Annotated in this window: 11 protein-coding genes; 8 read left to right on the top strand and 3 right to left on the bottom strand. The window is 74.2% G+C overall.

The features are described 5' to 3' along the window. Positions 1-206: 206 nt before the first annotated feature. Positions 207-2,576: a coiled-coil domain-containing protein gene (locus H7H31_RS21780; RefSeq protein ID WP_187060494.1), complete on the top strand. Its 2,370-nt coding sequence runs from the start codon at positions 207-209 to the stop codon at positions 2,574-2,576. Between the two features lie 33 nt (positions 2,577-2,609). After that, positions 2,610-4,166 (top strand): histidine ammonia-lyase, encoded by a 1,557-nt coding sequence (hutH, locus tag H7H31_RS21785; protein ID WP_187060495.1) that lies wholly within the window; start codon positions 2,610-2,612, stop codon positions 4,164-4,166. A 61-nt stretch (positions 4,167-4,227) separates the two neighbouring features. Here the strand turns inward: hutH and H7H31_RS21790 are convergent, their stop codons facing one another. After that, positions 4,228-4,512 carry a hypothetical protein gene (locus H7H31_RS21790; protein ID WP_187060496.1) on the bottom strand — a complete coding sequence of 95 codons (285 nt, stop codon included), beginning with the start codon at positions 4,510-4,512 and terminating at the stop codon, positions 4,228-4,230. A gap of 109 nt (positions 4,513-4,621) precedes the next feature. Here H7H31_RS21790 and H7H31_RS34845 point away from each other — a divergent pair, with 109 nt between their 5' ends. The 3 genes from H7H31_RS34845 (at position 4,622) to H7H31_RS21805 (ending at position 8,422) form a co-directional block, all read left to right on the top strand. Further along, entirely contained in the window at positions 4,622-5,131 is a 510-nt protein-coding gene (locus H7H31_RS34845) for a hypothetical protein (protein WP_308284250.1), read from the top strand. A 342-nt stretch (positions 5,132-5,473) separates the two neighbouring features. After that, positions 5,474-6,748, top strand: coding sequence for a L,D-transpeptidase (locus H7H31_RS21800; protein WP_187059626.1), 1,275 nt, complete (start codon positions 5,474-5,476; stop codon positions 6,746-6,748). 375 nt (positions 6,749-7,123) lie between these two features. Further along, complete coding sequence (locus H7H31_RS21805) at positions 7,124-8,422, top strand: DUF2786 domain-containing protein (RefSeq protein WP_187118051.1); 1,299 nt, start codon at positions 7,124-7,126, stop codon at positions 8,420-8,422. 51 nt (positions 8,423-8,473) lie between these two features. Here the strand turns inward: H7H31_RS21805 and H7H31_RS21810 are convergent, their stop codons facing one another. Then, entirely contained in the window at positions 8,474-8,893 is a 420-nt protein-coding gene (locus H7H31_RS21810) for an acyl-CoA thioesterase (RefSeq protein WP_187060214.1), read from the bottom strand. Positions 8,894-9,122: 229 nt separating this feature from the next. Continuing rightward, complete coding sequence (locus tag H7H31_RS21815; protein ID WP_187060215.1) at positions 9,123-10,625, bottom strand: DUF2079 domain-containing protein; 1,503 nt, start codon at positions 10,623-10,625, stop codon at positions 9,123-9,125. A 254-nt stretch (positions 10,626-10,879) separates the two neighbouring features. Between H7H31_RS21815 and H7H31_RS21820 the strand changes: the two genes are divergently transcribed. The 3 genes from H7H31_RS21820 (at position 10,880) to H7H31_RS21830 (ending at position 13,654) form a co-directional block, all read left to right on the top strand. Continuing rightward, entirely contained in the window at positions 10,880-11,608 is a 729-nt protein-coding gene (locus H7H31_RS21820; RefSeq protein ID WP_187060216.1) for an HNH endonuclease family protein, read from the top strand. 290 nt (positions 11,609-11,898) lie between these two features. Beyond that, positions 11,899-12,543, top strand: coding sequence for a SurA N-terminal domain-containing protein (locus H7H31_RS21825; protein ID WP_187063408.1), 645 nt, complete (start codon positions 11,899-11,901; stop codon positions 12,541-12,543). 31 nt (positions 12,544-12,574) lie between these two features. After that, positions 12,575-13,654 carry a nucleoside triphosphate pyrophosphohydrolase gene (locus tag H7H31_RS21830; protein ID WP_187063409.1) on the top strand — a complete coding sequence of 360 codons (1,080 nt, stop codon included), beginning with the start codon at positions 12,575-12,577 and terminating at the stop codon, positions 13,652-13,654. Positions 13,655-13,656: the final 2 nt, after the last annotated feature.

The following is a 13,656-nucleotide window of genomic DNA, read 5'->3' on the forward strand; positions in this document are numbered from 1 at the left end:
ACCCGTCGCCAACCGGGGCAACGCCCGGCGCCCCGGCGCCTGTTGCCGGGGGTGGCGACGGGGCGTCGCCGATGTGACTGGCAACGGTCGAACCGGTCGTCAGCCGTACACCGAGCCGCGATAGTGGGGGAGTTGGCGGTCCTCCCCGCCGACGCGAGCGGCGGGACGCCCCGGCGGGCCCGCGACCGAGAAGTCAAGAGGCGGGCGTGGCAGGCGAGAGCACGGCAGGGGCACTGGCCCCGTTGGACACCGGACTGGCCGAGGACAAGCGGGCGCTGGCCCAGACGTTGCGCGAGTTGTTCGCGTGCCTGGACTTCAGCATCCGGCGTTACGCGATCCACCGGCACCTCGACAAGGGCACGGTCTCCCGCTACCTGAACGGTGGCCGGACCCCGCCCTGGTCGTTCATCGCGAACCTGATGGCCGACCTCGCCGACGAGGGGAAGCCGGTCACGGCCGAGGTCGAACAGTTGCTGCGGGAGTTGCACGGCAGGTCGCGGCGGGCCGGCTCCGCCGCCTCCGAGGTCCAGCGGCTCCAGGACCGGCTCGCCGACGCCGACGAGGAGGCGAGCCAGGGCAAGGCGCTGGCCAGGGCGTTGACCGAGGTCCTACGGGACCGGGAACGACGGCTCGCGACGCTCCAGCGCAAGATCAACCGGCTGGAGGAGGAGCGCGCGGAGGACCGCCACGCGTACGGCCAGGCCCTGATCGCCTGGCGCGGCACCTACCAGGAGCTGCGGGAGGAGCGCGACCGGCTGCTGCGCGAGGTGGACGACCTCCAGGGCGCGCTGGCCGACGCCAAGCGGGAGGTCAGCGAGGCCGAGGAGCAGTGCACCCAGTTGGAGGGGCAGCTCGCCGAGGCCGAGAAGCGGGCCGGGGAGGCCGGCGAGCGCCCGGGCCTGCTGGAGATCCTGGAGACGACGGACCGTACGGCCTCGGTACCCCAACTGGTCGACCTGGTGACCCACCTGAGCGTGCCGGGGCGTACCGCGATGGCCACCGAGCTGGTGAAGTCGGCGGGCCAGTCGCGCCCGGTGGAGGAGGCCGCCACCCTGATCGAGGCGCTGTACGGGGCGGGGCACCACCGGCAGGCGGAGGCGGCGCTGCCCGCGCTGGTGCTGGTGCGGCCCGCCGCCGACGCGGCCGTCTTCATCCGGCACTTCGGCGGGGAGGGCCTGGAGGCCGCCACGGCGACCGTCATGAAGACCTCGCTGGAGATCCACTCGATGTCCGACATCGCGCACGTGGCGCTGCACCTGGTCCGGTTCGGGCAGGCGGCCAGCGCGCGGGTGTACCTGGGGGCCGCCACCACCGTCAAACCCGTCACGGACGTGGTGGACCTGGTCGTCCTGCTCGACGGGGTGGGCGCCCGGCAGACGGTCGAGGCGGCCCTGGAGGTGTGCGCGCGGGAGCGGTCCGTCCAGGAGGTGGCCGAGCTGTGCGAGCTGCTCGCGGTGGGCCCGTCCCGCGAGGCGGCGGCCTGCCTGGAGCGGGTGGCGGCCGAGACGCGGCCCGCGCGGGACGTCGTGGACCTGGCCGTGATGGTCTCCCGGTTCGCGCGCTCCGGCGCGGACCGACTGCTGTGGCACAGCGTCAACCACCGGCGGCACGAGCACGGGCATCTGGTCGCGCTGGTCACGGCGCTGCACACGGCGAGCCTCCAGGAGCGGGCCAGCTGGCTGCTCTCCCACGCGGTGGGCGACTGGAGCGTGTCGGAGGTCGGGAGGCTGGTGGGCGCGCTGTACGCCGCCGGGCACTGGCAACACGCGGTCGACGTGCTGACCCAGGCATTGCGCGCGCACGGCGCGAACGAGTCGGCCTCGCTGATCGCGGTGGTCGATGACGTTCTGGAGGGCGGCGCCTGGACGATCCTCTCCGAAGCCTGTGTGGTGCAGACGCCGGAGGAACTCGCGGTGCTGATCGCGCGGCTGGGCGAGTGCGGGGCGCGCGGCCACGCGAGCCGGGTCTTCTGGAAGGGCCTGCGCAGCCACTTCGCCGGGCACGCGGTGCACCTGGTGCGCAGCATGCGTCGCGGCGGCAGCGAGCTGCTGGCCCCCGACGCGCTGTGGGACTACGCCCAGCGGGCCACGGCCGGCGATGTCGTGGAGCTGGCCTGTGCCCTAGAGGCGGCGGGGCATCGCGAGGACGCGCGCTCCCTGCTGGCCCAGGCGGGCAGCGGCAGCCGCGCCCATTTCCTGAGCCTGCTGGCGTACCTGGCCAGCCGGGACGGGCGGCTCGCGGAGCTGCTCGTACGGGACGTGGCGCTGGGCGCGCCGGTCCCGGAGCGGGTCAGGCTGGCGGTGGCGCTCGCGGCCTCCGCCGCCGAGACCGCCGCGTACGAGCAGTGCCTGCTGGACGCGCTGCGCCAGGGGGACGCCGGGGAGCTGGCCGAGTTCACCCGGCTGCGCAAGGCGGCCCGCAAGAAGCGGAAGAAGGCCCTGGACCAGGTGGCCAGGGACGGTCTGCGGCGCGAGCGCAGGCAGCGGCAGCGGGAGTTCGTCCGCAAGATACCGGGGCTCGCGGGGCGCGGGGCGAACGAGGCGACGGAGGCGGAGGTCGCGACGAACGGATGGTGACAGGTCGCGATTCAGTCTCTAGGGTGCCTGAATATGGATATGCACTCTGTGGTGGTGGGGACGTCCGGTACGACCGCCGAGGACGTGATCGCTGTGGCGCGCGGGCTGGCGCGCGTCGAGCTGTCGCCGCAGTCCCTGGCCAGTGTCGCGGCCTCGCGCCAGGTCATCGACGATCTCGCGGCCAAGCCCGACCCCGTGTACGGGGTCTCGACGGGCTTCGGGGCGCTCGCCGTCCGGCACATCAGCCCCGAGCTGCGCGCCCAGTTGCAGCGCAACATCGTGCGCTCGCACGCGGCCGGCATGGGGCGGCACGTCGAGCGCGAGGTGGTGCGCGCGCTGATGTTCCTGCGCCTGAAGACGCTGGCCTCCGGGCACACCGGGGTCCGCCCCGTGGTGGTCGAGACGATGGCCGCGATCCTGAACGCCGGGATCACCCCGGTGGTGCACGAGTACGGCTCGCTCGGCTGCTCCGGCGACCTCGCGCCGCTCTCGCACTGCGCGCTCACCCTCATCGGCGAGGGCGAGGCGGAGGGCCCCGACGGCGTGCCGCGGCCCGCCGCCGAGCTGCTGGCCGAGCACGGCATCGCGCCGGTCGAGCTGCGCGAGAAGGAGGGGCTCGCGCTGCTGAACGGCACCGACGGCATGCTGGGCATGCTCGTCATGGCCTGCGCCGACCTGGCCCGCCTGTTCACCTCGGCCGACATCACGGCCGCCCTCTCGCTTGAGGCGCTGCTCGGCACGGACCGGGTGCTCGCCCCCGAGTTGCACGCCATCCGCCCGCATCCCGGGCAGGCGGTGAGCGCCGACAACATGTCGCGCGTGCTGGCCGGCTCCGGGCTGACGGGCCATCACCAGGACGACGCGCCCCGGGTGCAGGACGCGTACTCCATCCGCTGCGCGCCGCAGGTCGCCGGCGCCGGCCGGGACACCCTCGCGCACGCGCGCCTGGTGGCCGAGCGCGAACTGGCCGCCGCGGTGGACAACCCCGTGGTGCTGCGCGGGGCCGACGGCACCGGCCGGGTCGAGTCCAACGGCAACTTCCACGGCGCGCCGGTCGGCTACGTCCTGGACTTCCTCGCCATCGCCGTCGCCGACCTCGGCTCCATCGCCGAGCGGCGCACCGACCGGCTCCTGGACAAGAACCGCTCGCACGGCCTGCCGCCGTTCCTCGCCGACGACGCGGGCGTGGACTCCGGCCTGATGATCGCTCAGTACACGCAGGCCGCCCTGGTCAGCGAGCTGAAGCGGCTCGCGGTGCCGGCCTCGGTCGACTCCATCCCGTCCTCCGCGATGCAGGAGGACCACGTCTCCATGGGCTGGTCGGCCGCGCGCAAGCTGCGTACCGCGGTGGACAACCTGACCCGGATCATCGCGGTCGAGCTGGTCACCGCGACCCGCGCCATCGAGCTGCGGACGGGCATGACCCCGGCGCCGGCCACCCAGGCCGTGCTGGCCGCCGTGCGCGCGGCGGGTGTCGAGGGCCCCGGGGCGGACCGTTTCCTCGCCCCCGACCTGGCGGCGGCCGAGGCGTTCGTGCGCTCTGGCGCGCTCATCGAGGCCGTGGAGCCGGTGACGGGCCCGCTCGCCTGACCCCCGCGAGGCGCGCCCACGGCGGCCGGGTTCGGCTGGACAGCCGGGCCCGGCCGGGTGCTCAGAGGGCGCGCGAGCGGCGCAGCGAGACGGTGACCATCGCCGCGCCGAGGCCGAGGAAGCCGACGCCGCCCACCACGTACGGGGTGGTGTCGATGCTGCCGGACTCGGCCAGCCGCGCCTGGCTGGCGGGGGTGTTCGGGCTCGCGGCGGGGGTCGGTCGCGACGAGGGCTGGCGGCTCTCGGGGCCGTCCTCCGTCGCCTTGGCGGAGGGCACGAACCACAGAGCACACAGCAACGCGCCAGCGGCAGCGGCGGTCAGCAGTGGTCGGCGTGCGGTGGTCACGTAGGAGATCCCCCTTGTGCTGGCGGCCAATTGGCCCTGTATCGGCCGATGGTAGTGACCGCTGCGGGTCGCGCGGAAGGCTGGGCGCGGGCCGCCTACGCTCCGGGACATGAGCACTCCGGAAACATCCACGTTCGTACGGCTTCGCGTGGAGCTCGTACTCGACATCAACGACGCCGAACAACTCGCCGTCGCCGCGCGGGAACAGATCGACGGCGACGCGTTCATGCCCGAGGAGGAGCGCGCGCACGCGCGGGTGGCCATCCGCGACGACCAGGCCGAGGCGCTCGCCTACCTCATCGACCCGTACGCCCTGGTCAAGGAGGTGCCCGGGATCGAGCTGGCCCAGGCGTCGTGGAGCAGCGAGCCCATCGACTACGACCCGGACGCCCAGGTGTGGGGCCTGGACGACGACGAGGACCTGTACGACGACGACCTGCCGGACGAGCACTACGACGCCGACGCCGACGCCGACGAGGTGGCGGAGGGGGCGCGGGACGAGGACGGCGCCGGCCACGACGTGGGGCTCGGCGGGCGGATCGACGCCGCGGCGGACGACCCCGACGCCACCTACGACCCGGCCGGCGGCTGGGCCGCCGGCGGCTACCGGCAGCCGTGAGGCGCCCCCCGCGCGCCGATCCGCCTCGCGCCCGCGCCGGGCGGCGCGAAGCCTGGCCCACGCGCCGCGCGGCTGGGCGACGGCGGCGCGGGGCGGGAGGATGCCGGGCGGGCGGGGTGGGGAGGATAACGAAACCGATGCGGGAAGGGGGCGGCGGACGCTGACCCGTACCACCGGAGCCCCGGTCAGGCATATGGTCTGACCGGGGTCTTTTGGTGAGTGGCCTTGCCCACAGTTTCACTGGTAGTGGAACGGGCCAAAAGGTGCACGCGTTCATATGCAGTGGCCGGTACGCGTGTCTGCCCGACCGTCCGGCTCGGGGATTGACGGGGTTCAGCAGTAATGGAGAAGCGTGTGATGACGGACGGCAAGCGCCGCAAGGGCCTCGTGGCCGTGGCTGCGCTGCTCGGCGGCGTACTGACCCTCTCCGCCTGTGGCGGGGACGACGGTGGCGACGGCGGCGGTGGCGACAAGGAGAAGCCGGGCAAGTCGCAGGCCCAGGTGGACAAGGCCGCGGCGGAGGACGCGTCCGACGCGCACATCAAGATCACGCCGAAGGACGGCGCCGACAACGCCGGCATCAACAGTGACGCCAAGGTCACCGTGAGTGGCGGCAAGCTGTCCGAGGTCACCATGACCAGCGCCGCGGGGACCGAGGTTCCCGGCGTGATATCCCCGGACGGCACCTCCTGGAAGCCGAGCGGGCAGCTTGAGCGCTCGACCGTGTACAAGATCAAGGCGACCGCGCAGGACTCCGAGGGCCGCAAGGCCACGGAGAACACGTCCTTCACGACCGTCTCCCCGAGCAACAGCTTCATCGGCAACTTCACGCCCGAGGACGGCTCGACGGTCGGCGTCGGCATGCCCGTGTCGATCACCTTCGACAAGCCCGTGACGAACAAGAAGGACGTGCAGTCCGCGATCAACGTCACGAGCACCGGTGGCCAGGAGATCGTCGGCCACTGGTTCAGCGCCAACCGCCTCGACTTCCGGCCCAAGGAGTACTGGAAGGCCGGGTCCGAGGTGACGATGAAGATGAAGCTCGACGGCGTCGAGGCGTCCAACGGCGTCAAGGGCGTCCAGGACAAGACCGTCAGCTTCAAGATCGGCCGCTCGCAGGTCAGCACGGTGGACGCGAAGACCAAGCGGATGACCGTGGTCCGCGACGGCAAGAAGATCAAGGACATCCCGATCTCCGCGGGCAGCGCCGAGAACCCGACCTACAACGGCCAGATGGTGATCTCCGAGAAGTTCAAGGAGACCCGGATGGACGGCTCGACCGTCGGCTTCACCGGCAAGGACGGCAAGGGCGAGTACGACATCAAGGACGTGCCGCACGCCATGCGGCTGTCCACGTCGGGCACCTTCATCCACGGCAACTACTGGGGCTCCGACTCGATCTTCGGCGCCGCCAACACCAGCCACGGCTGCATCGGCCTGAACGACGCCAAGGGCGCGGGCGACCCCTCGCAGGACGGCGCCTGGTTCTACGAGCAGACCATCCTCGGCGACGTCGTCGTGATGAAGAACTCCCCGGACAAGACCATCAAGCCGGACAACGGGCTCAACGGCTGGAACATGGACTGGAACGAGTGGGTCGCGGGCAGCGCCGTCTGAGTTCCCTGTTCATCCCCACCCGCTGAACTCCACCCGGGTCGGCGCCCCCGCGCGCCGACCCACCCCGGGCCGACGGCCCGACCCCCCTCCCCGCCGCCGGGCGGCGATCGGCACCCCGCCGATCGCCGCCCGGCGGTCGTCGTATCGCCCCTCGGCGGCGCCGGGAGACGGACCGGCACTCGCCGGGCGCGGTGGGGCGGTGCGAGCGGCGCGTGGGCGGCCCCAGAGGCGCGAGGGGGCGTACGCGGCGCCCCCAGCGGCCGGGAGCCGGTGGGGGCGCCGCGTGGTGGAGTGGGGGGAGTGGCGGGACGCGCATGTACGGGCGGGGCGGGCAGGCGGCGGGGCGGGCGGACGTGGCGACGGCAGGAGGCTGTGGTGGGTGAGCGCGAGGAGACGGGCGCGCTGGTGGAGCGGGTGTTGCGGGAGGTGCTGAGCGTGCCGGCCGGCGCCGACGCGGACGCGGTGGACCTGGCGCTGGACGCCGGCGCGTCCGCCCTCGCCGCCGCGCCCGGCGGCGCCCCGGCGGTCAGCCGCGCGCTGCTGCGCGCCGCGCGCGCCAGCCTCGCCCGGTGCTGGGGGAGCGGCTGGTACCCCGCCGACGTGGTGCGACTACTGCGCCGCGAACGCCCGGCCGACCGGGCCGGGTTGGCCCTCGACCTGATCGCCGACGACGCCCGCCGCCACCCGCCGGCCGAACTGCCCGAGCGCTGGTCGGCCCAACTGCGGGCGCTGGAGGCCCGGGTGTGGTGGGACGGCGGCGCCGCCGGCTACCTGGACGCCCTGGCGGGCCGGGAGCGGGCCAGCCGCTTCGAGGTGGTGCGCCGCGCCCTCGACGTGCTGCGGTTCGTCGGCCAGTTGCCGCCGCTGACCCCCATCGGCCCGCCGCCCGGCCCGTACGCCGGCGCGCGCGGCGGCCCGCGCCCCACCGGCGGCGCTCCCGCGCGCGATGCCCGGCGGGGCGCCGATCCGCGCTTCCTGGAGCGGGTGCGGGCGCTGCTGGCCAAGGCGGAGTCCACGGAGTTCCCCGAGGAGGCCGAGGCGCTCACGGCCAAGGCCCAGCAACTGATGGCCCGGCACAGCATCGACGAGGCGCTGCTCGCGGCTCCGGACCCGGCACGGCCCGGCGGCCCCGGGGCCCTGGACGACGACGGGCCGCGGGCGTGCCGGATCGGCGTGGAGGGCCCGTACGAGTCGGCCAAGGCGCTGTTGCTCGACGCGGTGGCCGAGGCGAACCGCTGCCAGGCCGTGTGGTCCGCCGAGTTCGCCTTCTCCACGGTCGTCGGCTACCCCGCGGACCTGGAACTCGTGGAGTTGCTGCACACCTCGCTGCTGGTACAGGCGACGACCGCGATGCGGCGGGCCGGCGACCGCCACCACGCCGGCGGCCGGGCCCGGCGCACCCGTGACTTCCGCGAGTCGTTCCTGATCGCCTACGCGGGCCGCATCCGCGAACGGCTGGCGGGCGCCGCCCGGCAGGCCGAGCGGGAGGCGGCGCACGAGGCGGCGCGGGAGCGGACGGCGGACCCGCTGCCGGTGCTCGCGGCGCGCGAGGTGAGCGTGGGCGACGCGGCCGAGCGGATGTTCCCGCAGACCGTCTCGCACCGGCTCAGGGGGCGCGACGCGCACGGCTGGGCCTCGGGCCTCGCGGCGGCCGACGAGGCGCGGCTGCGCTAGCCGCCCGGGCATCGCGCTTCGCGCCCCGGGCACCGCTGGCCACCGGCCTGCTCAGAGGTCGAGGACCTTCGGGTCGGCGCCGAGGTCGCGCAGCCGGGCGCGCGGGTCGGCCACCATGCGGCGCTCGGTGAGGTCGAGCATCCCGACCACGCTCCTGAGTTCGGCGGCGACCGTGCCGTCCCGCTTGGTGATGGTCTGCTCGATGCCGAACGTCTTCCGCTCGCCCCACACGACCGCGCAGCTCACCTCGACCTCGTCGCCGGCGCGCAGTTCGCGCAGGTACTTGATGGTGGTCTCCAGGTTGACCGGCCCGATGCCCGCCTCCAGCAGCTTCGCCTGCGTCAGTCCGGCGGCCTGGAACAGGCCCCACCGGGCGTGCTCCGCGTACTGGATGTACACGCTCATGTTGAGGTGTCCCTGCGAGTCCGTCTCATAGCCACGTACGGTGATCGGCACGGTGATCGGCTGCATGGGACCCCTCGTTCGGTTCGCGTCCGCCGGGCCGTCCCGGCCCGATCTGCCCGTCCTGCGTGATCGGTTGACCACCCGTGACTATCGCCGGTGCCGGGGCGCGAGGCAAACGCCGGGCGGTGTGGCCCTGCGCACAGCGCCCGGGCCGCGCGCCCGCGCACGCGCCCCATCCCCCTTGCCTCGTACGCGCCTCCCCGTACGCTCCCGCCATGCCGCCGCCGTCCGGACGCTACGCCGTGACCCGGTCCCCGCCCCCGGCCCGGGCCAGCAGGTGGACGCCGCCCGCGCTGCCGACGTGGGCGTAGCGCGCGGTGGGGTGGAGTTGGCGGGCGTAGTCGACGAGTTGGTCCGGGGTGCGGCCGTTCGGCTCGTGCAGGGCGATGTAGTCCGGCAGCACGCCGCGGGTGTCGCCGATCCACAGCACCCGGCAGCGCTGCGTGAGGCGGCTGATCGGCCCTATGTTGGCCTCCACCGTGGCGTCGTCGGGGACGCGGTCGAGCAGGCCCTCCGCCTCGTTGACCCAGGCCGGCTTGCGATAGGTGTCCGCCTCGGTGAGCCCGGCCATGGGCAGCGCCGTGCACAGCGCGAGGCTCGCGGCGGCGACCGCGGCCGGCAACTGGTCGGCGTAGCCGCGCAGCCATCCGCGCTGGCTGCGCCGCGAGCGGTGGACCGCGTCCACGAGGGCGAGGAAGACCACCGGCATCAGCACCGCGCTGTAGTGCCAGTCGGTGCCCCAGTAGTGCTCCTCGTGCGACACGAAGCGCCACCCCAGCGTCGGCAGCGCCACGAGCAGCAGCGGGGAGCGCAGCGCGAGCAGCCCCGTGGTGGGCACCAGGACCCAGGCCAGCGTGCGCAGCGCCGTCTCCAACGGGATGGTGGGGGCCGGGCCGCCACCCTCGGCGTCGATCTTGTTCCAGTAGTCGTACGAGCCGCTGGTGTTGAACTCCGGGATCACCACGCTGAGCGCGAACGCCGAGGCCAGCACGCCGAATCCGATCAGGCCAAGCGCCAGCGGCGCCACCTTCTCGTGCGCGCGGCGCCCACGCAGGAACAGCACCACGCCGATCGCCGCGACCGTGGCCCCGAGGTCCTCCTTGACCAGCACCAGCGGCGCCGCCCAGCACGCCGCCGCCAGCCAGCGCTCACGCAGCAGCGCCTCAAGGGCGAAGGCGATCAGCGGGACGGCGAAGCAGATCTCGTGGAAGTCGAAGTCCACGGCCCGCTGCACGCCCCACGAGACGCCGTACGCGATGCCGACGGCCAGACCCCGGCGGCGGCCGAGCAGGCGCGCCGCGACCCGGGTGACCGGCACGGCCGAGACCGCGAACAGCACGGCCTGCGCCACCAGCAGCGTCACCGGGCTGGGGAAGACCCGGTAGAACGGCGCGAGCAGCGCGGTGACCGGGCTGAAGTGGTCCCCGAGCACGTTGGTGCCCGGCCCCTTGAGGTCGACGATGGGCGCCTGGAAGTGCGCGTACGAGCGCACCGCCTGCTCGAATATCCCCAGGTCCCAGGACATCGACGCGAACCGGCGGTAGCGGGTGACCGACAGCGTCGCGTACGCCACGAACAGCGCGGCGGCCAGCCAGTACGGGTCGCACCTGGCCTCCCGCAGCCGCCGCGCGGAGCGCCGCAGTCGGTGCCCGGCGGGCCGCGCGTCGGCGGCGTCGTCGGGGGAGCCGTCGGGCACCGCCGACTCGGCTGAGGCGGCGACGGAGGGGGCCGAATCCATGGTGCGGTCCTTTGGCTGCGAGCGGCGGTGACGGTGCGCGGCGACGGTGCGCGGTGCCTGCGCGCGGGGACGAAGGAGCCCACCCCCGCCGCAAAGATACGCGAATCGGACCCGCTGCCAGCAGGGGTCTCACCGGCCCGGGCCACGGTCCGCGCCGATCGCGTCGCTCCCGCCCCCTCGCGCCGCGACAGCCCGTACCGTGATGCCGCCCCACGGCACATCCCCGCCCGCGCCTGACGAACGGACAGCACCCCGTGATACGCGCCCGCCGCACCGCCCTGCCCGCCGCGGCCCTCGCCGCGCTGCTCGCGCTCACCGGCTGCTCGCCCGACCAGGACGGGTCGGACAAGGGCGGGTCGCCGAGCGGCGGTCCCGCGCCGAGCGCCGGCACGGCCAGCGCGCTGCGGGCCCTGGACGAGTTGGCGGTCAAGGGCCGCGCGCCCAGGACCGGGTACGAGCGCGGCGAGTTCGGCCGGGCGTGGACCGACAGCGACCGCAACGGGTGCGGCACCCGCGACGACATACTCCGGCGCGACCTGGAGGACGTGCGGTTCCGCGACGGCAAGTGCGTCGTCGTCGCCGGCACCCTGGTGAGCGACCCGTACACCGGTCGCGACGTCGCCTACCGGCGGGGCCGCAGCAAGGTGGACATCGACCACGTCGTCGCGCTGTCGGACGCCTGGCAGAAGGGCGCCGGCCGGTGGCCGCGCGGCAAGCGGGTCGCCTTCGCCAACGACCCGCTCAACCTGATCGCGGTCGAGGCGTCGGCCAACCGACGCAAGAGCGACGGCGACGCCGCGACCTGGCTGCCCGCCAACACCGGCTACCGCTGCCCGTACGTGGCGCGGCAGGTCGCGGTGAAGAAGAAGTACGGGGTGTGGGTCACGCGCGCCGAGAAGGACGCGATGGCCCGGGTGCTGCGCGGCTGCCCGCGGACGGCCCTGCCGGTCGGCACCGCCCCCACCGACGCCCCGGGCCGCTGAGCCGGCGGGCCGGCCGGGCCGGGGCGGACGGGGCACTGGCCGACGCGGCGGGGCGCTGGGCCGGCGGGCCGGCCGGGGCGGGGCGAGGGGTGGGCGCGCGGGCGGTGATCCGTCCGCTAATTCGCCCGTACGTCCCGCTCGCGCATCCCAACCGAACACGAATCGTTGGTCGAACTGGTGGCTACCGCCGCTGCGACTCCTTACCATCGATCAACGCCAGGTCGATGCGCACACCCCTGGAGGGGTTCCGCCCGCCCCTCCTCAGGTCTTGAACCTTGCCGGGAGGCTCCATGCTGCGTTCGCTTCGAAGCCCCAGGACCGCGCGGGGCCGTAGGCCCGCGCTCGCCGTCTCCGCCGTGGCACTGCTCGGCACGGTGCCGCTGCTCACCGGCTGCGGAAGCGACGCGCACCCCGGGGCGGCGGCCGTCGTGGACGGTGACCGGATCACCGTCTCGCAGCTCCAGTCGCAGGTCAGGGACGTACGGGACGCCCAGCGTGACTCCCCGCAGGCCACCGAGCTGATCGCGCGGTCCGGGCAGCTCAGCCGGGACACCCTGATCCGCATGATCCACACCAGGGTGGTGGAGCGCGCGGCCAAGGACAACGGCGTCAGCGTCACGCCGCGCGAGGTGCAGCAGGAGGTCAAGCGGGCCGAGAACCGGCCGGGCGGCGCCAAGGCGCTGCGCACCGTCTTCCTCGAGCAGGGCATCGCCCCGCGGCAGATCAACGCCACGATGCGGGTCGAGCTGCTGCGCATGAAGCTGATCCAGGAACTCGGCGAGGGCCCGGCCGTGACCGCCTTCCAGTCCACCTCCAAGCGCCTGGGCATCGACGTGAACCCGCGCTACGGCAGTTGGGACAGCCTGCAGGGCAGGGCCGTGCCGACCAAGGAACCGTGGATCAATCTCAACGAGCCGGAGCGGCGCCCGGCGTAGTCGGCCCCGGCGGGTGGGTTACGTTCGAGGGGTGAACGCTCCTCGAACGTCGGCCCCCCAGGCCGCCCCCGGCACCGGCCGACTCGTCCTGCTCACCACCACCCACCGGGTCGCGCCGGGCCTGCTGTCCTGGCCCGCGTGGCAGACGCTGCGCGCGGCGGACCGGGTGCTGTGCGCCGACGCGGACCACCCCCAACTCCCGTACCTGCGGGACGCGGGGATCGACGTCGAGATCACCGAGGCCGACGCCCGCGCCCTGGTGGCGTACTGCGTCGCCGACGCCGCTGCCGATGGTGGCGCCGATGGCGGGGCGGAGGCGGCTGCCGGCGGGCGCACCGTCGTGGTGGTGACCTCGGCCGCCGGCGAGTCCGCCCTCACCAACGAGCTGGCCGCCCTCGCCGGCTCCGGCCGCGCCGCCGTGCCCGACCTGGAGCTGCTGCCCGGCTCGTACGACCTGCCCGGGGCGCGCCTCCTCGACCTGGTGCAGATCATGGACCAGATCCGGCTCGCCTGCCCGTGGAGCAGCCAGCGCACCCACCAGGACCTGGCCAAGTACGGCATCGAGGAGGCGTACGAGCTGGTCGAGGCCATCGAGGCCGGGGACCGCGACGAGCTGCGCGAGGAACTCGGCGACGTGCTGCTCCAGGTCGTCTTCCACGCCCGTATCGCGCAGGAGGACCCGGCGGAGCCGTTCGGCATCGACGACGTCGCGGCCACCATCGTGGACAAGCTGATCCGCCGCCACCCGCACCTCTTCGGCAACGCGAGCGCGCGCACGCCCGAGGAGGTCAAGGAGCTGTGGCTGCGGACGAAGGCGGTCGAGAAGCAGCGGACCTCGGTCACGGAGGGCGTCCCGCTCGGCCAGCCCGCGCTGGCGCTGGCCGCCAAGCTCGCGCTGCGGGCCCGTAAGGCCGGCATCTCCGCGCTCCCCGACGGCCCCGGGGTCGGTTACGAGCTGCTGGCGCTCGCGGCCCGCGCCGAGGCGGCGGGCACCGACCCCGAGACGGCGCTGCGGGCCGCCGCGCGCACCTACCGGGACGCCATCCGCGCGGCGGAGGAGTCCGACGCGCAGGCGTCGGGCGCCATGGGAGCCGGGGAGTCGGCCGAGTAGCC

Source organism: Streptomyces buecherae (assembly GCF_014295035.1).
GTDB lineage: Bacteria > Actinomycetota > Actinomycetes > Streptomycetales > Streptomycetaceae > Streptomyces > Streptomyces youssoufiensis.